General features: G+C 73.9%; 17 protein-coding genes. 11 read left to right on the plus strand and 6 right to left on the minus strand.

Annotated elements, in window-relative coordinates; all coding sequences use genetic code 11:
• Positions 1 to 191 precede the first annotated feature (191 nt).
• From AC5WRL_RS27005 to tkt, 7 genes are read left to right on the plus strand one after another with little or no spacing between them, the layout of a single operon-like run.
• Complete coding sequence (locus AC5WRL_RS27005; RefSeq protein ID WP_496091288.1) at positions 192 to 1,577, plus strand: MFS transporter; 1,386 nt, start codon at positions 192 to 194, stop codon at positions 1,575 to 1,577.
• Positions 1,574 to 3,316, plus strand: coding sequence for a dihydroxyacetone kinase family protein (locus AC5WRL_RS27010; RefSeq protein WP_496091289.1), 1,743 nt, complete (start codon positions 1,574 to 1,576; stop codon positions 3,314 to 3,316). The genes AC5WRL_RS27005 and AC5WRL_RS27010 overlap by 4 nt, the downstream gene beginning before the upstream one ends.
• A 1-nt stretch (position 3,317) precedes the next feature.
• A complete protein-coding gene (locus AC5WRL_RS27015) occupies positions 3,318 to 3,779 on the plus strand; it encodes a ribose-5-phosphate isomerase (protein WP_496091290.1) in 462 nt (153 codons plus the stop codon).
• Positions 3,779 to 4,543, plus strand: coding sequence for a triose-phosphate isomerase family protein (locus tag AC5WRL_RS27020; RefSeq protein ID WP_496091291.1), 765 nt, complete (start codon positions 3,779 to 3,781; stop codon positions 4,541 to 4,543). Before AC5WRL_RS27015 ends, AC5WRL_RS27020 begins: the two co-directional genes overlap by 1 nt.
• Positions 4,543 to 5,346 carry a sugar phosphate isomerase/epimerase family protein gene (locus tag AC5WRL_RS27025; protein ID WP_496091292.1) on the plus strand — a complete coding sequence of 268 codons (804 nt, stop codon included), beginning with the start codon at positions 4,543 to 4,545 and terminating at the stop codon, positions 5,344 to 5,346. The genes AC5WRL_RS27020 and AC5WRL_RS27025 overlap by 1 nt, the downstream gene beginning before the upstream one ends.
• Entirely contained in the window at positions 5,343 to 6,206 is an 864-nt protein-coding gene (locus AC5WRL_RS27030; RefSeq protein WP_496091293.1) for a phosphogluconate dehydrogenase C-terminal domain-containing protein, read from the plus strand. The genes AC5WRL_RS27025 and AC5WRL_RS27030 overlap by 4 nt, the downstream gene beginning before the upstream one ends.
• Entirely contained in the window at positions 6,206 to 8,254 is a 2,049-nt protein-coding gene (tkt, locus tag AC5WRL_RS27035; RefSeq protein WP_496091294.1) for a transketolase, read from the plus strand. Before AC5WRL_RS27030 ends, tkt begins: the two co-directional genes overlap by 1 nt.
• Before the next feature lie 233 nt (positions 8,255 to 8,487).
• Here tkt and AC5WRL_RS27040 read toward each other — a convergent pair whose 3' ends face one another.
• The 6 genes from AC5WRL_RS27040 to AC5WRL_RS27065 form a co-directional block, all read right to left on the minus strand.
• Entirely contained in the window at positions 8,488 to 10,893 is a 2,406-nt protein-coding gene (locus AC5WRL_RS27040; protein ID WP_496091295.1) for an ATP-binding protein, read from the minus strand.
• 7 nt (positions 10,894 to 10,900) lie between these two features.
• The gene (locus AC5WRL_RS27045; protein ID WP_496091296.1) at positions 10,901 to 11,539 is read right to left on the minus strand and encodes a DUF6879 family protein; all 639 of its coding nucleotides are present in this window, start codon (positions 11,537 to 11,539) and stop codon (positions 10,901 to 10,903) included.
• A complete protein-coding gene (locus AC5WRL_RS27050; protein ID WP_496091297.1) occupies positions 11,532 to 11,801 on the minus strand; it encodes a hypothetical protein in 270 nt (89 codons plus the stop codon). Before AC5WRL_RS27050 ends, AC5WRL_RS27045 begins: the two co-directional genes overlap by 8 nt.
• Positions 11,802 to 11,982: 181 nt before the next feature.
• Positions 11,983 to 12,855: a PadR family transcriptional regulator gene (locus AC5WRL_RS27055; RefSeq protein ID WP_496091298.1), complete on the minus strand. Its 873-nt coding sequence runs from the start codon at positions 12,853 to 12,855 to the stop codon at positions 11,983 to 11,985.
• A gap of 12 nt (positions 12,856 to 12,867) precedes the next feature.
• Positions 12,868 to 13,728: a DUF4097 family beta strand repeat-containing protein gene (locus AC5WRL_RS27060; protein ID WP_496091299.1), complete on the minus strand. Its 861-nt coding sequence runs from the start codon at positions 13,726 to 13,728 to the stop codon at positions 12,868 to 12,870.
• A 113-nt stretch (positions 13,729 to 13,841) separates the two neighbouring features.
• On the minus strand, positions 13,842 to 14,024 hold the full coding sequence (locus AC5WRL_RS27065; RefSeq protein WP_496091300.1) for a DUF6104 family protein: 183 nt from the start codon (positions 14,022 to 14,024) through the stop codon (positions 13,842 to 13,844).
• A 150-nt stretch (positions 14,025 to 14,174) separates the two neighbouring features.
• On the opposite strand from AC5WRL_RS27065, the gene AC5WRL_RS27070 reads away from it, so the two are divergent.
• The 4 genes from AC5WRL_RS27070 to AC5WRL_RS27085 all read left to right on the plus strand — a co-directional run bounded on the left by AC5WRL_RS27070 (position 14,175) and on the right by AC5WRL_RS27085 (position 21,280).
• Entirely contained in the window at positions 14,175 to 14,606 is a 432-nt protein-coding gene (locus AC5WRL_RS27070) for a CU044_2847 family protein (protein ID WP_496091301.1), read from the plus strand.
• Positions 14,603 to 16,735, plus strand: a complete 2,133-nt coding sequence (locus tag AC5WRL_RS27075; RefSeq protein WP_496091302.1) for a VMAP-C domain-containing protein — start codon at positions 14,603 to 14,605, stop codon at positions 16,733 to 16,735. Before AC5WRL_RS27070 ends, AC5WRL_RS27075 begins: the two co-directional genes overlap by 4 nt.
• 98 nt (positions 16,736 to 16,833) lie before the next feature.
• Complete coding sequence (locus AC5WRL_RS27080) at positions 16,834 to 17,874, plus strand: AAA family ATPase (protein ID WP_496091303.1); 1,041 nt, start codon at positions 16,834 to 16,836, stop codon at positions 17,872 to 17,874.
• A gap of 4 nt (positions 17,875 to 17,878) precedes the next feature.
• A complete protein-coding gene (locus tag AC5WRL_RS27085; RefSeq protein ID WP_496091304.1) occupies positions 17,879 to 21,280 on the plus strand; it encodes an SAV_2336 N-terminal domain-related protein in 3,402 nt (1,133 codons plus the stop codon).
• Positions 21,281 to 21,317 lie beyond the last annotated feature (37 nt).

Consider the following 21,317-nt stretch of genomic DNA (forward strand, 5'->3'; position numbering starts at 1 on the left):
ATCTGAAATGTTCAGCAGAACGTCAAGTGATGACATACAGGCTGTTATGTGACATTCATCACGCCAATGAATTGGTGACCAATTTACCAGTTGCGGCTTAGCGTGTCCGCAGTCCGGCAGCGAGCCTCCGCTCATGGCACTGCCGGAAGGACCCACCCGGACGGAGTTGTCCGGCGAGCCGAGGAGTCACCATGGGTGCTGACGCCCACACCACGCCAGTGGAGAGATCCGCGATCAAGAAGATCTCGATCCGTCTGGTGCCCTTCGTGGCACTGATGTTCTTCGTGAACTATCTGGACCGCACGGCCATATCCTTCGCCGAGCCCAACGGCATGGGCGACGACCTGGCCCTGACCGCCGCCCAGTTCGGCTTCGCGTCCGGGATCTTCTTCCTCGGCTACATCGTGCTGGAAGTGCCCAGCAACATGGCCCTGCACCGCTACGGCGCCCGCCGCTGGCTGGCTCGGATCATGGTCACCTGGGGCATCGTCTCCCTGCTGTTCACCTGGGTGGACAGCACCGGCGAGCTCTACGTGCTGCGCTTCCTGCTGGGCGTCGCCGAAGCCGGCTTCTTCCCCGGCGCGATCCTCTTCCTCAGCCAGTGGGTGCCGGGACGCCACCGCACCAAGATCCTCGGGCTCTTCTACCTCGCCCAGCCGCTCACCACGGTCCTCGGCGCCCCGCTCGCCGGCTGGCTCATCGGCCACCACGGGCTGTTCGGCCTGGAGGGCTGGCGGGTGATGTTCCTGTTCGTGTCGATCCCCGCCATCGTGCTCGGCATCGTCGCCTGGTTCTACCTCAGCGACCGGCCCGCCGACGCCAAGTGGCTCACCCCCGCCGAGCAGGAGTGGCTGACCGCCAAGCTCGCCGAGGAGAGCGAGGGCAAGACCGGCGCCAGGACCAGCCACGGCAAGGACGCCCTCAAGGCCGCCTTCGGCAACGCCCGCGTGTGGGTCCTCGGCCTCGTCTACTTCGGCTTCATCTACGGCCTGTACGCGCTGGCCTTCTTCCTGCCGACGATCATCAGCGGCTTCCAGGAGCAGTACGACACCACCTTCTCCGTCATGGACAAGGCATGGATCACCGCCATCCCGTACCTGCCCGCCGCCATCGTCCTGTTCTTCTGGACCCGGCACGCCACCAAGAACGGCACCCGCACCTGGCACATCGCCGGGCCCGCCATCGTCGGCGGCATCTCCATCCCGCTCGCCCTCTACATGGGCTCGCCGGCCGCCACCATCGCGGTGATCACCATCACCGCCTGCTCGATCTTCGCCGCGCTGCCCGTCTTCTGGTCGGTGCCCTCCCGGTTCCTCACCGGAGCCGCCGCCGCGGCCGGCATCGCGCTGATCAACACGATGGGCAACATCGCCGGCTTCGGCGCCAGCTACTTCACCGGCTGGATCCGCGACTGGACCGGCAGCTACTACGCGTCCCTGTACGTCGTCGGCTTCTTCATGCTGCTGTCCGCCGTACTGATCATCTCCCTCGCCGCCCGCGACAGCCGCACCACCGGCCAGGTGGACGGCGGCGGGGACAGCGGCGGCGACCGTCAGCCCGTGGAGGCCGCCCGATGACCCGCCTGTTCAACGACCCCGCCGCCTTCGCGGACGAAGCCCTGGCCGGCTTCGTCGCGGCACACCGCCGCTGGGTACGCCCGGTGACGGGCGGGGTGGTCCGCGCCGGGGGCACCCCGGCCGGACAGGTCGCGGTCGTCATCGGCGGCGGCTCCGGCCACTACCCGGCCTTCTCCGGCCTGGTCGGCCCGGGCCTGGCACACGGCGCGGCAGTCGGCAACGTCTTCGCCTCGCCCTCCGCCCAGCAGATCCGCACCGTGGCCAAAGCGGCGCACGGCGGCGCCGGAGTGCTGCTGATGTACGGCAACTACGCCGGGGACGTCCTGCACTTCGGGCAGGCCGCCGGCCGGCTGACCGCCGAGGGGGTGCCCGCCGTGACCTTCGCCGTCACCGACGACATCTCCAGCGCCCCGTCCACCGAGAGCGCCAAACGGCGCGGCATCGCCGGCGATCTGCCGGTCTTCAAGGCGGCGGCAGCCGCCGCCGAGGCCGGTCTTTCGCTGGACGAGGTACTCGCGGTCGCCGCGCACGCCAACTCCCGTACCCGCTCCTTCGGCATCGCCTTCTCCGGCTGTACGCTGCCGGGCGCCGGCGAGCCGCTGTTCACCGTCCCGCAGGGCCGGATGGCGGTCGGCCTCGGCATCCACGGCGAGCCCGGCATCGGCGAGGAGGCGCTGCCCAGCGCCGACCGGGCCGCCGAACTGCTGGTGTCCTCGCTGCTGAACGAACTCCCCGAGGGGGTCACCGCGCCCCGTGGACAGCGCGCGGCCGTCATCCTCAACGGGCTCGGCTCGGTGAAGTACGAAGAGCTGTTCGTCGTCTACCGGCGGGTCGCCGAACTGCTCGACGAGGCCGGCGTCACCGCCGTGGAGCCCGAGGTCGGCGAACTCGTCACCAGCTTCGACATGGCCGGGGTCTCCCTCACCCTCACCTGGCTCGACGACCGGCTCGAAGAGCTGTGGACCGCGCCCGCCGACACCCCCGCCTACCGCAAGGGCGCCGTCACCACCCCGGCCCCGGCCGGGGCGGCGGTGGCCGACGAGACACCCGAGACCGCGGCCGTCCTCCCCGAAGGCACCCCCGCCTCCCAGCAGGTGGCCGCGACCGCCGCCGCCGCGCTGCGCGTCATCGCCGCCACCGTCCGCGAGCACGCCGAAGAACTCGGCCGCATCGACGCGGTGGCCGGCGACGGCGACCACGGCATCGGCATGCTCCGCGGCGCCACCGCCGCCGACGCCGCCGCCCGTACCGCACACGGCGCGGGCGCGGGCGCCGGCACCGTACTGCACCAGGCCGCCGACGCCTGGGCCGACCGGGCCGGCGGCACCTCGGGCGCCCTGTGGGGCACCATCCTGCACGCGCTCGGCGACGCCCTCGGCGACCGCGACCGGCCCACCGCCACCGCCGTCGCCGCCGGCGTCACCCGCGCCGCCGACGAGGTACGCCGCATCGGCGGCGCCCAGGTCGGCGACAAGACCATGGTCGACGTGCTGGTGCCGTTCGCCGCCACCCTCACCGCCGAGACCGGAACCGGCCACCGGCTCGCCACCGCCTGGGACCACGCCGCCACCGCCGCCACCACGGCCGCCGCCGCCACCGCCGACCTGCTGCCCCAGATGGGCCGGGCCCGCCCGCACGCCGAGAAGTCGCTGGGCACCCCCGACGCCGGCGCCCACTCGCTCGCCCTGATCGTCCGCGCCGCGCACGGCGTGCTGTCCGACACCACCGAGGAAAACTGAGATGACCGACCAGCTCCGTATCGTCATCGGCTGCGACGACGCCGGCTACCAGTACAAGGAAGCCCTCAAGAAGGACCTGGAGGCGTCCGGCCTCGTCGCCTCGGTCACCGACGTGGGCGTCGACGCCGACGGACACACCGCCTACCCCACCATCGCCATAGCCGCCGCCGAGATCGTCGCCCGCGGCGACGCCGACCGCGCCCTGCTGGTGTGCGGCACCGGCCTCGGCGTGGCCATCGCCGCCAACAAGGTCAAGGGCATCCGCGCCGTCACCGCGCACGACTCCTTCTCCGTCGAGCGCGCCGTGCTGTCCAACAACGCCCAGGTCCTCACCTTCGGCCAGCGCGTCATCGGCCTCGAACTCGCCCGCCGGCTCGCCCGCGAATGGCTCACCTACCGCTTCGACACCACCTCGGCGTCGGCCGGCAAGGTCCAGCTCATGTGCGACTACGAGGACGCCTGATGCCCACGCCGACCCCTGACGCGCCCGTGCTGCTGGGGGTGAGCCTGAAGATGTACTTCGGCCACCGCCAGACACTGCGCTGGGCCGAACAGGTCGCCGCACTCGCCGCCCGCCACCCCGTCACCACCGGCGGCGCCGCCAGGCTCTTCGTGCTGCCCGCCTTCCCCGCCATCGTGCCGGTCGCCGACCTGCTGGCCGGCAGCGGCGTCGCGGTCGGCGCCCAGGACATCGCCACCGAGGACAGCGGCCCGTACACCGGCGAGGTCGGCGGCCCCTCGCTCGCCGAGATCGGCTGCCGCTACGCGGAGGTCGGCCACGCCGAACGCCGACGGCTGTACGGCGAGGGCGACACCGTGGTGGCCGCCAAGACCGCCGCCGCGCTGCGCAACGGCCTCACCCCCGTCCTGTGCGTCGGCGAACGCGACCGGGTGGCCCCCGAGGAGGCCGCCCGCCGCACCGTCGCCGAGACCCAGCGACTGCTGCACGGACTCAGCGGCGCCGTCACCGTCGCGTACGAGCCGCAGTGGGCCATCGGCGCCCCCGAACCGGCCTCGGCCGCGCACATCACCGCCGTGTGCGCCGCGCTGCGCGGCTGGCTGGACACCCAGCCCCGGCACGCCGGCTCCACCGTCATCTACGGCGGCAGCGCGGGACCCGGCCTGCTGACCCGCATCGCCCCCGCCGCCGGCGGCCTCTTCCTGGGCCGCTTCGCCCACGACGTCGCCGCCATCGAGACCATCCTCGACGAACTGGCGGTGGCGTGATGGCGTACGGCATCAGCACCTACGCGTACTTCTGGCGGATCTCCCAGCGCGCCCCGCGCCCGCTGACCCTCCCCGAGATGCTCGCCGACACCAAGGCGCTGGGCGGGCAGGTCTTCCAGATCTGCGACTACCCGCTCATCGAGGGGTACGACGCCGCCCGGCTCGCCGACCTGCGGGCCACCGCCGACGACCTGGGCCTGGTCCTGGAACTCGGCACCCGCGGGGTGCGCACCGCACACCTGCTGCGCTACCTGGAGATCGCCGAAGCGCTCGGCGTCACCCTGGTGCGTTCCATGCTCAACACCGCCGACCACCGGCCCACCACCGACGAGGCCGTGGCCCTGCTGGACCCCGCCGTCCAGCGGTACGCGGACGCCGGCGTCACGCTCGGCCTGGAGACGTACGAGCAGGTCTCCACCGACGACCTGCTGACCGTGGTGCGCGGCGTGGACCGCCCCCAGCTGGGCGTCGTCCTGGACCCCGGCAACAGCGTGGCCCGCCTGGAACGCCCCGCCGACGTCGTGGCGGCCACCGCCCCGTACGTCGTCAACATCCACGTCAAGGACTTCTCCTTCACCCGCCGCGACGGCTGGGTCGGCTTCACCTACGCCGGCTGCCCGCTCGGCGAGGGACTCCTGGACTACGACGGCATGATCGCCGCCGTGTCGCCGCACCAGCGCGGCATCAATCAGATCGTCGAACACTGGCTCCCCTGGCAGGACGAGGGCTACGACGCCACCGCCCGCCTGGAGGACCAGTGGACCCGGCACAGCATCACCACCCTTCTGAGGAGCGCGTCATGAGCACCGAGACCACCGTCCGTACCGTCGCCGTCGTCGGGGCCGCCGGCAAGATGGGCCAGCGCGTCTCCAACAACCTCGTCAACAGCGACTTCCGGGTGCTGTTCAGCGAGGCGTCCCCCAAGGGCCAGGAGCTCATCAAGAGCCTGGGCCGCGAGCTGACCGAGTCCGCCGACGCCGCCGCGCAGGCCGACGTCGTCATCCTCGCCGTGCCGGACGTCGTCCTCGGCGCGGTCTCCGCCGAACTCGTCCCCCTCATGAAGCCCGGCACCGTCGTCCTCACCCTGGACCCGGCCGCCGCCTACGCCGGACTGCTGCACGAGCGCGCCGACATCCACTACGCCTGCGCGCACCCCTGCCACCCCTCCGTCTTCCTGGAGCGCACCACCAAGGAGGAGTGGCAGGACACCTTCGGCGGGATCGCCGCGCCGCAGGAGGTCGTCGCCGCGTACGAGGGCGGGGACGCCGCCAAGCAGGAGCTGGCCGAGGCCGTCATCCGCGTCATGTACGCGCCGGTCGTGGACGTGCACTGGGTGACGGTCAAGCAGCTCGCTGTCCTGGAGCCGACCCTGGTGGAGACCATCGCCTGCATGGTGGGCGCGCTGCTCACCGAGGCGCTGCACGAGACCGTGCACACCGTCGGCGTACCCGAGAAGGCCGCCCGCGCCATGCTGCTGGGCCACACCCAGGTGGCGCTGGCCAACACCCTCAAGGGCTCCAACCCGTTCTCGGACGCCTGCCTGATCGCCATGGACTACGGCCGCGAGTCGATCGTCCGCGACGACTGGAAGAAGGTCTTCGAGGACGAGGAGCTGGACAAGGTCATCACGCGGATGCTCAAGATCAAGGAAATCAAGCGCTGATGAGTGACGGGTTCACCTGGTCCGAGCTGGACCGCCGGGCGGTGGACACCGCCCGTATCCTGGCCGCCGACGCGGTGCAGCACGCCGGCCACGGCCACCCCGGTACGGCGATGACGCTGGCCCCGGCCGCGTACACCCTCTTCCAGAAGGTGATGCGGCACGACCCGGCCGACCCCGCGTGGGCGGGCCGCGACCGGTTCGTATTGTCAGCGGGCCATTCCTCCCTCACCCTCTACATCCAGCTGTACCTGGCCGGTTTCGGCCTGGAGCTGGATGACCTGAAGGCGTTCCGCCGCCATGGCTCGAAGACCCCGGGGCACCCGGAGTACGGGCACACGGCGGGCGTGGAGACCACCACCGGCCCGCTGGGCCAGGGGGTCGCCAACGCGGTCGGGATGGCGATGGCGGCGCGGTACGAGCGCGGCCTGTTCGACCCGCAGGCGCCGGTGGGAGCCTCCCCGTTCGACCACTTCATCTACGCCGTCGCCGGCGACGGCTGCCTCCAGGAGGGCATCGCCGCGGAGGCGTCCTCGCTGGCCGGGCACCAGAAGCTCGGCAATCTGATCCTGCTGTGGGACGACAACCACATCTCGATCGAGGGCGACACCGTCACCGCCGTCTCCGAGGACACCGAGCAGCGGTACGCCTCCTACGGCTGGCACGTCCAGCGGGTCGCGCCGAAGGAGAACGGCGACCTCGACCCGGCGGCCCTGTACGCGGCGATCCGCGCGGCGCAGGCCGTCACCGACCGGCCCTCGTTCATCGCCCTCCGGTCGGTCATCGCCTGGCCGGCCCCGAACGCGCAGAACACCGAGGCCGCGCACGGCTCGGCGCTGGGCGCGGAGGAGGTCGCCGCCACCAAGCGCGTACTGGGCCTGGACCCCGAGCGCTCCTTCGAGGTCGCCGACGAGGTGATCGCGCACGCGCGCGGCGCCGTGGCGCGGGGCCGCGAGCAGCGGCTGGCCTGGGAGAAGGACCTCGCGGCGTGGCGCACGGCGCAGCCCGCGCGGGCTGCGGAGTTCGACCGCATCACGGCCGGCGAACTGCCCGCGGGCTGGGAGCAGTCACTGCCCGCCTTCGAAACCGGCGGCAACGTCGCGACCCGGGCGGCATCGGGCGCCGTACTGAAGGCGCTCGGCGCGGTCATCCCCGAACTGTGGGGCGGCTCCGCCGACCTGGCCGGCTCCAACAACACCACCATCGACGCGGGCTCCTCCTTCCTCCCCGCGGGCAACCCGCTGCCGGAGGCCGACCCGTACGGCCGCACCATCCACTTCGGCATCCGCGAACACGCCATGGCGGCCGAGCTGAACGGCATCGCGCTGCACGGCAACACCCGCGCGTACGGCGGCACCTTCCTGGTGTTCTCCGACTACATGCGCAACGCGGTACGGATGTCGGCGCTCATGGGGCTGCCGGTCACCTATGTGTGGACGCACGACTCCATCGGCCTCGGCGAGGACGGCCCCACCCACCAGCCGGTGGAACACCTCGCCTCACTGCGCGCCATCCCCGGGCTGAACGTGGTCCGCCCGGCGGACGCCAACGAGACGGCGATCGCCTGGCGTGAGGCCCTGCGCCGCCGCACCCCGCACGGCCTGGCGCTGAGCCGGCAGGGCCTGCCGGTGTACGACCGGAACGAGGACGCGTCGCGCGGCGGTTACGTGCACACCGAGGCGAGCGGCGGCACGCCGCAGGTGGTGCTGATCGCCACCGGCTCCGAGGTCCGGCTCGCGGTGGCCGCCCGCGAGGTGCTCCAGGCCGAGGGCGCCCCCACCCGCGTGGTGTCGATGCCGTGCGTGGAGTGGTTCGACGAACAGGACCGTTCCTACCGGGATACGGTGCTGCCGCCCACGGTACGGGCCAGGGTCGCGGTCGAGGCCGGCATCGCCCTGACCTGGCACCGGTTCACGGGCGACGCGGGCCGGATCGTCTCCCTGGAACACTTCGGCGCCTCGGCGGACGGCGCCGTGCTCTTCCGGGAGTACGGCTTCACGGCGGAGGCGATAGCCGAGGCGGCCCGGCAGTCACTGGCCGACTCCCGCTGAACCCCGGGCGTCCGCGCAGGCCCCCTCGCCGCGCGGGCGCCCGGTCCCACCGGAGGGCCCACGTTCTCGCGCGTCGGCTCGCGGCCCGGCCCGACGCGGAACGGGCTCACCAGCCGGTCCCTGTTCGTTACGGCAGACCCGCCACCGCCGTCCCCGTGGCCGGGACGCGGCACCGGTCCCCCGACCGTGCGCCGCGCGCGAGCCTGGACCCGGCCGGCCGGGTCCGTGCGGGCTCACGGTCGCAGCCGGGGCGGGATGGCTTCTCGCAGGGCCACGGCGCGCGGGTCGGTGAAGTCGGGCAGCAGGGTGGCCGCCCGGGCCAGATGGGTGGTGGCCGTGTCGGGGGTCGTGTCCGCCAGCGCGACCAGGGACACCGCCTCGTGCCAGCGGTCACCGAGCCTCCGGTGGACCGTGGCGGCCCGGCGGAGGAAGTCGGCGGCTTCCTTCTCCCGTCCCATCGCCCGGTAGGTCTGCCCGGCACTGTGCCAGGCCATCGCCTCGCGGCTGCGGTTCCCCTGCCGACGGTGCAGCGCTGCCGCGTGCTGGCAGGACTCCAGCGCCGCCGTGAACGCTCCGCCGGCCCGTTGCGCGTCGGCCAGGGCGATCAGCCAGTACGCCTCAAGGACCCGGTCCCGGAGATCCAGTGCGAGTTCCACCGCTTCCCTGGCCAGCGCCAACGCCTCAGCAGCCCGCCCCTGTTCCCCCCGCACCGCGCTCAGAATCCGCAACGCGTTCCCCACACTCGCCCGCGCTCCCAGCGCCCGATGAGCGGCGAGCGCCTCGGTCGCGTCCTGGGCAGCCGACTCCAGCAGGCCGGCCGCCAGTCGCGCGCTGGCGCGGTTCGACAGCGCGGTGGCCGCCCAGCGGCGGTCGCCGAGCTGCCGGAAGTGGGCCGCCGCCCGCGCGAAGTGCTCCTCGGCCGCTTCGAGCCGCCTGCCGCGCAGATGCAGGAGGCCCAGCAGGTTCACCGACATCGCCGTCCCGGCACGGTCACCCGTCTCCTGGCGGATCGCCAGTGCCTGCTGGTGGAATTCCAGCCCCTCGGTGAGCAGGTTGACATCCGCGCTGCTGATGCCGAGCCGCTCCAGCAGGCCGGCCTCCCCGGCCCGGTCGCCGGCCCGGCGGGCCGCCTCCAGGCCGGTCCTGCCCACCGGAAGCCAATCCTGTACCGGTTCGGAGGGCGGCTTCGCCTCCCACCAGACATGGGCCAGCCGCCATGCCGCCTCGTCCTCACCCGCCGCTGCGGCTGCTCGTACCAGGGCCGGCACACTGGTGCCCTCCCGCTCCGACCAGTCCACCGCCCGGTCGTAATCGGCGAAGGCCGAAGGCCGGACACCGTCAACGGGCGGCGGCAGCGCGAGCGGGGCGGCCGGCGGGCTGGTCCACGGCCGGACCGCGTCGGCCGTGTGCAGATACCAGCTCAGCAGCCGCCGCAGCGCCTGGCGCCGCTCCTCCTCGTCCTCGTCGTGCTGGACCTGGTCGACGGCATAGGCGCGCAGCAGATCGTGAAACCCGTAGCGATCGGGCGCCGACTGCTCCAGCAGATGCGCGCTCACCAGGACATCCAGCAGCTGCCGCGCCCTGCGCTCGCCGAGCGCGGCCAGCGCCGTGGCCGCGCCGACGCCGAAATCCGGGCCGGGGTGCAGCCCCAGCATCCGGAAGAGCCGGGCGGCATCGGCGGACAGCGCCCGGTAGGACCACGCGAAGACGGTGCGTACCGCCTCGGCGCCCTCCTCGTCGCTGGTGCTCAGGGCGTCCCACAGCGCCGACTCGTCGCGCAGCTCGGCGATCAGGTCCTCCAGGCGCAGAAACGGGTGCGTGGCGGCACGTTCGGCGGCGATACGCAGGGCGAGCGGCAGGTGGACGCACAGCCGGGCCAGTTCGGCCAGCTGGTCCGCGTCGTCCGCCGGCCGGAAATCAGCGGTCACCGCACGCAGTAACGCCACGGCCTCCTCCTGGGGCAGTGTGCCCAGAGTGAGCCGCCGGGCCCCGTCCCGTATGGCCAGGCCGGAGAGCCGCTCCCGGCTGGTCACCACCGCCAGTGACCGCTCACCGCCCGGCAGCAGGGGACGCACCTGGGCCGCGCTCACCGCGTTGTCGAGCACCACCAGGACCCGCCGGTCGGCCAGCAGGGACCGGTAGAGATCGGTGGCGGCTTCCTCATCGGCGGGGACGTCACGGGGGGCGACGCCGAGCGCCACCAGGAAACGGCGCAGGGCCTCGTACGCGGTGACGGGCTCGCGCAGGTCGTAGCCGCGCAGATTGATGTACAGCTGACCGTCCGGGAAACGGTCCCTGACGCAGTGTGCCCAGCGCAGCGCCAGCGAGGTCTTGCCCGCCCCGGCCGTACCGGCGATCACACACACGGAGACCACCAGCGAGGCGCCCTCGCCGGTGTCATCGGCCGGCAGGATCGCGTTCAGCTGTTCGAGCTCCGCGCGCCGGTTGACGAAGTCTCGTACATCTGCCGGAAGTTGCCGGGGGATCCGGCGGCCGGGGCCATCCTCGTGTGCCGCCCCGCCGGGTGGATGGAAGTGCACTCCGCCGCTGATGCGGCCGGCCTGGACCGCGTCCCGCGCGGATCCGGACAGCTCGGCACGGGTGCTGTGGGGGACATCGTCACGCTGGTCCGCGGGCATGTGACCGCTACTCCGCGTTCTGTGGGGTCAGCCGCGGCGGTGGGAGCGGAGCCACCTCGCGATCGTAGTAACTGATCAGGTCCTCACCGGCGTCGAAGAGCCCCTTGATGAACTCCTCCCAGCCCTTGACCACGTCCTGGTCGGTGAACAGGAAAGCGCCACGCGGCGCGCCTTCGGCCGTGTAGGTCACGCGGTAAAGGGCGCCGCCGTCGTGGATGACGATCTCCGGCAGGATGCCGGCCGCCTCGTGGGCGGCGACATCGTCCGCGTGCAGCACCCGGATCGGCATTCCGCACTCGGCGCGCAGCCGCAGCGCGTACAGCTCCCACCGCAGGTAGGGGGTGAGGGGCTCTTCCACGATACGGAGGCGGTGGAAGACATAGGTGCGGCTGTCGTTGGCGCGCTGGGCCGCGACCACGTCGGGGCGTTCCCCGTCCAGCAGCCGCAGGGACTCCTCCCACCGGCCGGCCCGCAGCGCGTCCCGGGCGGGGTCGTTCTGCTCCTCGAAGTGCTGGAGCCGTTCCAGCTTCCAGGAGGCCCCGTCCCTGATCCGCTCAGCGCGCTCCCGGAAGTCCTTCTTGTACTCCGGGCTGACGAGCCAGGTGCCCTGTGCGAGGTCGAGAGCGGGGCGGGTGAGATCACGCATCCGGGATGTCTTTCTTGGCCGCGCTGAGCATATTGCCGGGGATGACGACCAGCCGCTCATCGGCGGCGAGCGCCACCTCCGCGGGCAGCCGCGAACGGTACGCGCCGGTCATGTCGCGGCCGATGACCGCGATGTCCCCGTTGTCGAGCCGCCAGATGTCGGGGCAGTCGTCCCCGTCCTTGGAGTTCCCCGTCTCCAGCGCCGACTTCCCCAGCCGGCGGTCGAACGAGGCGGCCGGATCGGCCTCCCACGGACGAGCCATGACGCCTCCTTTCACGAAGGTGTGATGCCGGTCACCCAGTGTAGGGAAGCTGGTGACGGCCTTTCAAGGCTGCTCGGGGCCACCGCCTGGCCCCGGCCGTCCCGGAGATTGCGGTGGGCCGTGGCGGCCTGGAAGCCGCCGCCCCAGGACGGCCGGTGGGTCGCGTGGCGATCGTGTGCCCTTACCTCTTGTCCATGCGGGGACCCGGCTCGGAGTCCCGGTCCGGCCGGCCCGGGTCGGTGAGCAGTGCGGTCAGCCGGCCGGCGGCCTCCCGCAACTGCGCGCGCGCCAGGGCGAACTGGGCCTGGGTGACGCCGTGGTCGCGGGCCGTGTCGCGGATCTCGTCGCGGAAGGTGTCCAGCAGGCGCTCCAGTTCGCGCGCCGGGTCCGCCACCTGCTCCGTACCCTCGGCGGCCTCGGCCGGCGGGGTGTGGCCGCCGGTCCAGTGCATCCGGGGACCCCAGCCGCCCAGGCCGTGGCCCAGGCCGTCCAGGCCGACCCGGACCGCGCCCTGCCAGTCGCCGGCCGCCGCGTGCGAGCGGACCTGCTCCTGGAGCCGCAGGGCGGCCTGTTCGAACTCGGTACGGACCTCCTCGCGCGCCTGCTTCGCCTCCCGGCGGGCCCGGCGCGCCTCGCTGCGCCAGCCGGCCGCGCTGCCCGCGCCGCCCCTGGCCTGGGCCGTGGCCTGCCGCATCTCCTGCCGCAGATCGTGCGCGGAGCCGCTCACGTCCTCCCGGATGCCGTCCGCCAGCGCGGTCAGCGACTCGTTGATCTCGCGCTCCAGCGCGGCCAGTTCGTCCGCCCGGGCCGTCAGCTCCCGGCGTCCCTGGTCGGTCAGGGAGTAGACCTTCCGGCCGCCCTCCTCGGTGTGGGTGACCAGGCCCTCGGCCGCCAGCTTCGCCAGCCGTGGGTAGACCGTGCCGGCGGAGGGCGCGTACCGGCCCTGGAAGCGTTCCTCCAGCAGCCGGATGAGCTCGTAGCCGTGCCGGGGGGATTCGTCCAGGAGCTTGAGCAGATACAGCCGCAGCCGGCCGTGACCGAAGACGGGGGGCATGACACAAGTCCTTTACGCGCGGGAGGCGGAGGCGGGGGAGGGGCCTTGTTCGTAGGCGCCGGGCGGGCGGCGCAGCAGGGTGAGGGACCCGGAGACGGTGCTGCACGTGAGCCGGCCGGAGCCGGAACCCAGCACGCCGGTGAGCCGCTTGGCCCAGGGGCCCTCGATGGTCAGCTCGGGGAAGGCCGAGGAGACCGCCCCTGAGGTGGAGGTGGCGGCGACCGTGGCGTTGATCCGGTCGGGCAGCCGCAGCGCCACGTCGCCGGAGACCGAGGTGATGGTGATGTCGGTGCCCTCGGCGGGCGGGGCGAGATCCAGGGCCAGTTCGCCGCTGACGGTGTCCGCCCGCAGCGCGGCGCCCCGGCCGTCGACGACCGTCAGCCCGCCGGAGACCGAACCGAAGGTCAGCGGGCCGCTCAGCGACTGGGCCTCCACATGCCCGGAGACGGTGCTGGCCGTCACCGCGCCGCCGAGCCCGGCCAGCGTGGCGCTGCCCGAGACCCCGCGCACCTCGGCGTCCGCGCCGATACCGCTGACCATGGCCGCCGCGCCCACCACGCCCACCAGCAGCCGGCAGTCGGCGGGGACGCTGATCGACACGGTGGCCGAGCGCCGCATCCGGCGCCCGGGCCAGCCCTTCAGAAAGCCGTGCCAGGGCAGGTCCTCGTAGCCGACGGTCAGCAGGCCGTCCCGCTGTTCGACGATCAGCGGATCACCGTGCACCTCGGTGATCTCCACCTCGGTGGCGGGGCTGCTGGTCCCCACCACGTTGACCTCGCCCCCGACCAGATGGACGCGCAACTCTCGGACGGGGTGCTCCTCGAAGGTGAGGGTCTGCGCTCCGGAGACCTCCCACCGGGATGTGGCGGCCATGGCCCCTCCTCATACGTCACGGCGCACGACGATATATCGTGTCTCTACTCCAGACACGATATATCGCGTTGGGGGGAAGTCAAGACCTGTCGCGACAGTTCACCCGGCCCGGCTCAGTCCTCGTCCTCCTCGTCGTCCAGCCGCGCCAGCCACGTCGCCAGCCGCTCCACCGGCACCTCGAAGTCCGGGTTCAGATCGGTGAACACCCGCAACTGCTCCGCCAGCCACTCGAAACTGACCTCCTCCTCGCCGCGCCGCCGCGCCAGCTCCTCGATGCCCCGGTCGGTGAAGTACACGCCTGCTCCAGTGAGAGAAAGAAAGCGAACAAGAGAAAAACCGAACGAAACCACCAGGATAGGCGGGCTTTCCCAAGCCACTCGCGCCTGTCGGTGACGGCCGCTAACCTGCAAGGCACCAGCAGTCGCGAGCGACCACGGGGGGCCTCGATGAGCAAGGGCATCACCGAGATCAGCCTGCCGGACGGCACCCCCGTCCTGGCCCGGGTCTCCGGCATCGAGGAACTTCACCGCCCGGCCACCGTCCCCGGCGGCTACGTCGACACCGGCTTCGTCGACACCGGCATCGCCGACCGCGCCGCCGCCCGGCTCGACAGCCTGCGCGGCCTGATCGGCGGCGTCGCCGCCTCCCTCGCCGAAGGACTGCGCGGCGTACGCCCCGACGAGGTCTCCGTCACCTTCGGCGTCGAACTCACCGCGCGGGCCGGCAAGATCGTCGGCCTGCTCGCCGACGGCGAGACCAAGGGCTCCCTCACCGTCACCCTCTCCTGGCACGGCACCCCGCCCACCGATCCCGGCTCCGGCTCCGGCCCCGATCCCACCCCCGTACCCCCCGGCCAGCGTCGGGGGGAGACCCCATGAGCCCCTTCGACAGCACAGGGGGCGCACAGGGCGACGACGTACCCCACATCGAGACCCTGTTCCGGCTGCTGAGCTCCGCCACCGTACGCATCCATGGCGCGCCCGAGGGGTATGCCGAGGGCGTGTCCGGCGCGACACCCTGGGGCAGCGGCTTCTTCGTCGCCCCGGGATGGGTGCTCACCTGCGCCCATGTCGCACTTCGCGGGGGAAGAGACGAGGGAGGCAAGCGCGAAGTGGGGCTGAGCTTCGAGGAGACGGGCGACGGCGGCGCCACCGCCACGCACACCGTGCGCGGCCTCGTGGAATGGGCCCAGCCCGAGCACAGCCCGCCCGGCGACATCTGGCCCGGCCCCGACCTCGCCCTCATCCGGGTGCTCAACCCGCCGCCCCACCCGTGCGTCTGGCTCAGCGAGCGCACCGCCCGCTTCACCCTCCAGGACGTCTACTTCTTCGGCTGGGGCCAACTCGCCGGCTCCGCGAGCCCGGTCGGCCCGGTCGACGGCCGCTGCACCGTCACCGGCCAGTACGGCACCGACGGCTGGCTCAAGCTCGGCAACCAGGACGAGATCCCGCACGGCGTCTCCGGCGGCCCCGTCGTCGACCTCAGCCGCGGCGAGGTCATCGGCGTCGTCAAAGCCTCCCGCTCGGCCGGCCGCGACGGCGGACTCGCCACCTCCATCGTTCAATTACGCCGCCTCACCCCGCCCGCCGGCACCCTCGCGGCCGAGACCGAGGACACCTACCAGCACGTCATGCACGCGCACGACCGCTACCACGCCCAGCGGCACCGCGACGACGAGACCACCCGCGACACCTGGACCGACCTCCAGGGCCCGCTGCGCGCCACCACCCAGCGCGCCCTCACCGCCGGCCGCCGCGCCGAACTGCTCGGCCTGCTCGCCGAACTGCCACCCCCGCTGTCCACCGCCCGCCTCGACGAAATCCTCGGCGAGCTCACCGGCCGCCGCTACGACGGCATACTCCCCGCCCCGCGCGGCTGGCGCGACGGCCTGGGCATGCTCTACGACCCGCGCCCCGGCCTGCGCGAACTCGACGCCGTGCTGCGCTACGCCGTGCACGCCGCCACCGCCGACCGCCCCTACCCCGCCCCCAGGGGCAGCGAGCGCCGGCTGTGGGAGTGGATCAGCTCCACAGCCGCCGGCGCCGAGCTCGACCGCTGGTCCCGCCGCCGGCTGCGCGAGGAGTGGACCGCGCGGCTCACCGCCCGCCGCGCCTGGCAGCACGACCCCTGGCCCGCCCTCGGCCCGGACGCCGCCGCCACCGCCACCGCGCTCCCCGACCCCGCCGCCGACGCCCCGCGCCCGTACGTCCTGCTGGAGATCACCCAACAGGGCTGGGAACGCAACCGCTACGACTGGCGGGTGTGCGTCACCGGACCCACCGGCGAACGCACCCCCATCGACGGCGAGGACCGCGTCCTGGGCCCCGGCGAGCCCTCCCAGCGGCTGCGCGCCGTGCTCACCGAGGCGTTCCGGCGCGGTGACGAACCGGGCCGCCCCGTACCGCTCCAGGTCTCGCTGCCCTACCCGCTGCTCGGCTTCCCGGTCGACGAATGGCGACTGCCCCACGACGGCCCGCAGCTCGGCGAGCAGCGCCCCGTCGTCGTCCGCTGCGCCGACCGCCCCGCCACCGCCCCCGACCCGGACTTCGGCCACCAGCACGGGCTGACCCGCGACACCCGCTGGGCCGCCGTGCACACCGGCCCGATGCGCCCGCAGGTCCTGGACTGCGCCGACCACCGGCCCGCCCCGCTGCCCACCCCCGCCGCGCTCGGCGGCGGGCCACCGGAGACCGTACCGGTGCTGTGCCGCACCAGCGCGCCCGGCGGCGACCCCACCGCCCTGCACCAGGTGCTGGCCGCCGGCTACGACGTGGTCCTGTGGCGCCGCGAGATCTCCGCCCGCGAGCTGACCTGCACCGACTTCCACGGCGGCATCACCCGCACGGTCACCGCGGTGCGCCGGGCCGGCGCACTCCCCACCGAGCTGTGGCGGCTGCGCGCCCAGGCCGCCGCCGAGGCACCGGAGGCCGAGTGGTCGCGGGGCCTCGCCCTCCTGTACTCCGACCCCGGCCATTCCGGGTACGACGAACCCCTGGAGATCCCGTGACCGGCCGCCACCGGCCCGCCCCGGGCGACCGCCCCCACCGCACACCACCTGGCAGACCCAGCCGACCGAGTGACCGTGACAGTGACGAGGAGAGTGCCGTGGCCGCCACCGACTCCACTCCGGACCCCGAACGCGAATGGCTGATCTACCGGGGCGCCGGTGAGCCCCACGACCGCATCCGGGCCCTGCCCAAGCCCCCGCCCTGGCGGGACTTCGACGGCCGGCCGCTGGTCGCCCCCGGCCCCGACACCGACAGCTCCTCCACCCGCCGGCTCGGCGCCTACCGGCATCTCGCCGAAATGCACCGGCCCAGCGCCGAGGAGCTGGAGATCATCAACGCCGCGCTCTACCTGCGCCGCCCCCTCCTGGTCACCGGCAGCCCCGGCACCGGCAAGAGCACCCTCGCGCACGCCGTCGCGTACGAGCTGGGCCTGGGCCGGGTACTGCACTGGCCCATCGTCTCGCGCACCACCCTGGGCGAGGGCCTTTACCACTACGACGCCATCGCCCGCCTCCAGGACACCCAGATCGCCGCCGGCAGCCGCGCCGCCGGGGTGCCCGCCCCCCGGATCGGCGGCATCGGCGGCTATCTGCGGCTCGGCCCGCTGGGCACCGCGCTGCTGCCCACCGCCACCCCCCGGGTGCTGCTCATCGACGAGCTCGACAAGAGCGACATCGACCTCCCCAACGACCTGCTGAACGTCCTGGAGGAGGGCTCGTACGCGATCCCGGAGCTGGAGCGGGTCGCCGACCGCGAGCCGGAGGTGGAGGTCCTCAACGACGACGGCGTCAAGGTCACCGTGCGGGACGGCCGGGTTCGCTGCAACGCCTTCCCCTTCGTGGTGCTCACCAGCAACGGCGAACGCGACTTCCCCGCCGCCCTGCTGCGCCGCTGCATCCATCTGGAGCTGAGCAAGCCCGACCACGAGCGGCTCGCCTCCGTCGTCCGCGCCCAGCTCGGCGACCGCCTCGCGCACCTGGGCGACGACATCATCACCCGCTTCCTTGAGCGTTCCCGCACCGAACAACTGGCCACCGACCAGCTGCTGAACGCGATCTACCTCACCCACCACGCCGAGCAGCCCACCCGGGACCGGCTCGCCGACCTGCTCATCCAGCGCCTCGACCGGCCGAGGTGACGTCATGGCGGACAACCGGGCCGACCGCCGGCGCGACCAACTCGCCGAGCTGATCGACGGGCTGCGCCACGCCGGCCTCGAACCCGGCTCCCGGGAGCTGGCCGAGGCCCTGTGGCTGGCCGAGTATCTGCGCCCCGGGCAGCCGCCGGCCGGCCCCGGCGCGCGCGATGACCCCGGCGACGCCGACCGGCCGGACGCCGCCCCGCCCCGGTACGGCGGTACGGTGCCGGCCGGCCGGGACGACCCGGGAAGCGGCGAGGCGGAACCGGCGGCCGGAAATCGCGCCGCGCCCCGCGCCTACGGGGATGATGAGCTGGTGCCGCTCTACCCCGACCACGCGCTGGGCGCCGAGGAGCCACCGGGCCACAGCCTCGGCCATGGCCACGGCCAGGCCCCCGCCCCCGGCGACGCCCTGCGCGTCGGCGTCCCCGAGGCCAGAGCACTGCCCTCACTCCTGGAACTCGAACGCGCCCTGCGCCCCCTCCAGCGCTGCCGCCCCGCCGCCCGGCCCCCCGGCGGCCCGCAGCACCGCACCCTGGACGAACGCCGCACCGCCGAGGACACCGCCCGGGCCGGTGGCCTGCTGCTGCCGGCCTTCCGTACCACCGGGCGCCGCGACCTCGAACTCCAGCTGCTGATGGACGCCACCTCCGCCATGCGGGTGTGGCGCCGCCTGCTCGGCGAACTCACCGACGTCTTCAGCCGGGTCGGCGCCTTCCGCGACATCCAGGTCCACTATCTGCACGCCCTGCCGGACGGCTCCATCGGCATCAGCGGCCACTTCGACACCGACCCGGTGGACGAGGACGCCGCGCTGCGCCCCGCCCGCCGGCTGCTCGACCCCACCGGCCGCCGGCTGACCGTCGTGGTCAGCGACTGCGTCGGCCCGCTGTGGCGCGGCGGCGCCGCCCACCGGCTGCTGCACCGGCTCACCCGGCACGCCCCCGCCGCCGTGGTGCAGCCGCTGCCCGCCCGGCTGTGGGCGCGTACCCGGCTGCCCGCCAGTCACGGCACGCTCAGCCGCGCCGAAGGACCGGCGGCCGGGGCCAGACTCGGCTTCGTCCCCGACGACCCGGGCCACCGCCCGCCGCCCGGCGCGGTGCCGGTGCCGGTGCTGCCCCCGACGGCCGCCGCGCTCGGCGCCTGGGCCCGGCTGCTGTCCGGCGGCGGCGCCACGGCGGTGCCCGCCGCGGTCGGCTGGGTACGCGCCGACCAGCCCGCCGCACCCCCCGTGCGGGCCGGCGTACGCTCCCGGCCCGCCGCCGAACTGATCGCCCGGTTCCGGGCCACCGCCTCGCCCGGCGCCACCCGGCTCGCCGTCCATCTCGCCGCCGCCCCGCTCTTCCTGCCGGTCATGCAGCTGATACAGCGCACCATGCTGCCCGGCACCGGGCCCGCCGAGCTGTCCGAGGTGCTGCTCAGCGGCATGCTGCGGCGGGTCGGCACCGGCACCGGGGCGGACGGCCTGTGGTACGAGTTCGCCGACGGCGTGCAGGAAGAACTGCTCCAAGCCCTCGGCCAGGACGAGGCGATGCTGGTGCTCAAGCACTGCTCCGCCTACGTCGAGGCCAGGTTCGGCAAGGGCGGCCCCAACTTCCCCGCCCTCGCCCTCGCCCAGCTCTCCGGCGGCCGGCTCACCCCCGTCCCGGTCACCGACGGCGACCCGGAGGGCGAGCGCGAGCCGGGCGGCGACACCGCGCCGGCCCGCTCACCGCAGCCGTTCGCCGAGGTCGCCGCCAAGGTGCTGCGCCGCTTCCTGCCCGGCACGCCGCAGCACGGCGTCCGGTCCGCCGAACCGCCCAAGGCGGTGACCGACGCGCTGCGCCGCTCCCGGGAGCTGACCCGCCGCTTCGAGGAGGACGGCGCCATCCAGCACCTCCTGGACGCCGTGTGGCAGTTGGAGCGGGCCACCGACCAGCAGTGGCTGGCCGGCCGTGGCACCGACCCCGAGCTGTACGGGGAGCTGGCCGCCCAACTGCTGCGGCTGTGGCACCAGCAGGGCGAGGCCGGGCTGCTGGAACGCGCCCAGCGGGCCGCCCGTACCGCCGCCTCCCACCTCGACTCGCTGCCCGCCCGCACCATCTTGGCCCGGGTGCTGCACGCCGCCGCCCGGGAGCGTCGCGCGGCCGGCGACGAGCGGGCCGCGCTGGAGCTGTGGCGCAGCGCGGACCGGGAGTTCGCGGCGGTGTGCGCCACCGAGGGGCTGCCGCCCGACGAGGCGCTGGGCATCGCCCTGGAACGGGTACGGGTGCTGGAGGCGCAGTGGCGGCTGGCCCGGGATCCGGCGCTGCTCCAGGAGTGCGTGGGCATGCTGGAGGCCATCGCGGACGCCTGGCCGGCCGGCCGGGTCGAGCCCAGCGGCCTGTCGCTGGCGCACGGCCGGGTGCTGCTGCGGCTGGCCGGGGCGGCGGCCGAGGAGGAGGACGCGGAGCGCGCCGCCGGGTACGCGGAGCAGGCGGCCAGGTCGCTGGAGCGCGGTGGCGCGGCGCAGCGCGCGGAGTCCGCGCCGGTGCCCGCCCGGGTGCGTACCGAACTGCGGCTGATCGACGCGCTGCTGCTGACCACCACCCGCTGGCAGGAGGCCGACAAACACATCACGCTGGCCCGGCAGCTGACCGATGACCGCGGGCAGCGCGCGGCGGCCCTGGTACGCGCCGGGCGGCTCGGCGTGCGCCGGTTCCGCGCGCAGGGCGGCGCGGGTGATCTGGAGCAGGCCGCGCACTGGTTCGCCGAGGCGGCCAGGTCGGTGCCGCGCGACCGGGCCGACTACAGCGATCTGATCGCCGAATGGGGCCAGGTGCTGCTGGAGCGGTCCGGGCTGCCGGAGGGCGGCCCGTACATCGGGCAGGCGATCCGGGTGCTGCGGGACTGCCGGATGGAGACCCCGGCCGGTGATCCACGGCTGCCGGAGCGGCTGCTGATGCTGGGCCGGGCGCTGATGGCGCGCTACCGGGCGGCGGCGGACCTGGTGGATCTGCGGGAGGCCGAGCATCTGTTCTCGCTGGTGGCGCACAGCGCCGACGACGCGCTGACCCGGGCCTGGGGCTGGTACGAGCTGGGCGAGGCGCACCGGCACATCTTCGGGCACAGCGGCGGTTCCGAGCGGCCCGAGCAGGCGGCGGAGGCGTACCGGCGGGCGGCCACCGAGGCGCTGCGCGCGGCGGGTGACGCGGGTGACGGGGCCGGGGCCGGGGCCGGTGGCGGTGGCGGGGAACGCGCGGCGGGCCCGGTCCGGCTGGCCGCCTCGGCGCAGCACCAGCGCGGCGTGGTGTACGCGGCGTCGGGCCGGCCCCGGGCGGCGCAGGACGCCTTCCGGGCGGCACTGGCGCAGTGGCGGCGGCTGCCGAACGGCGAGGCGCTGGGGGCACGGAGTGCCGAGCGGCTGGCGGCATTGACGTTTCCCTGACAATGGTGGCGGGAATCCCGGATGGGCCGGTGGTCGG

The sequence above is a fragment of the Streptomyces sp. NTD107 genome, from assembly GCF_059510435.1.

What these genes read in the sequence shown, in the direction of transcription:
- AC5WRL_RS27010 (WP_496091289.1), top strand. Translation starts at nt 1,574, where the DNA reads ATGACCCGCCTGTTCAACGACCCCGCCGCCTTCGCGGACGAAGCCCTG.
- AC5WRL_RS27005 (WP_496091288.1), top strand. Translation starts at nt 192, where the DNA reads ATGGGTGCTGACGCCCACACCACGCCAGTGGAGAGATCCGCGATCAAG.
- AC5WRL_RS27025 (WP_496091292.1), top strand. Translation starts at nt 4,543, where the DNA reads ATGGCGTACGGCATCAGCACCTACGCGTACTTCTGGCGGATCTCCCAG.
- AC5WRL_RS27020 (WP_496091291.1), top strand. Translation starts at nt 3,779, where the DNA reads ATGCCCACGCCGACCCCTGACGCGCCCGTGCTGCTGGGGGTGAGCCTG.
- AC5WRL_RS27045 (WP_496091296.1), bottom strand. Translation starts at nt 11,539, where the DNA reads ATGCGTGATCTCACCCGCCCCGCTCTCGACCTCGCACAGGGCACCTGG.
- AC5WRL_RS27085 (WP_496091304.1), top strand. Translation starts at nt 17,879, where the DNA reads ATGGCGGACAACCGGGCCGACCGCCGGCGCGACCAACTCGCCGAGCTG.
- AC5WRL_RS27030 (WP_496091293.1), top strand. Translation starts at nt 5,343, where the DNA reads ATGAGCACCGAGACCACCGTCCGTACCGTCGCCGTCGTCGGGGCCGCC.
- AC5WRL_RS27015 (WP_496091290.1), top strand. Translation starts at nt 3,318, where the DNA reads ATGACCGACCAGCTCCGTATCGTCATCGGCTGCGACGACGCCGGCTAC.
- AC5WRL_RS27075 (WP_496091302.1), top strand. Translation starts at nt 14,603, where the DNA reads ATGAGCCCCTTCGACAGCACAGGGGGCGCACAGGGCGACGACGTACCC.
- AC5WRL_RS27040 (WP_496091295.1), bottom strand. Translation starts at nt 10,893, where the DNA reads ATGCCCGCGGACCAGCGTGACGATGTCCCCCACAGCACCCGTGCCGAG.
- AC5WRL_RS27070 (WP_496091301.1), top strand. Translation starts at nt 14,175, where the DNA reads ATGAGCAAGGGCATCACCGAGATCAGCCTGCCGGACGGCACCCCCGTC.
- AC5WRL_RS27055 (WP_496091298.1), bottom strand. Translation starts at nt 12,855, where the DNA reads ATGCCCCCCGTCTTCGGTCACGGCCGGCTGCGGCTGTATCTGCTCAAG.
- tkt (WP_496091294.1), top strand. Translation starts at nt 6,206, where the DNA reads ATGAGTGACGGGTTCACCTGGTCCGAGCTGGACCGCCGGGCGGTGGAC.
- AC5WRL_RS27050 (WP_496091297.1), bottom strand. Translation starts at nt 11,801, where the DNA reads ATGGCTCGTCCGTGGGAGGCCGATCCGGCCGCCTCGTTCGACCGCCGG.
- AC5WRL_RS27060 (WP_496091299.1), bottom strand. Translation starts at nt 13,728, where the DNA reads ATGGCCGCCACATCCCGGTGGGAGGTCTCCGGAGCGCAGACCCTCACC.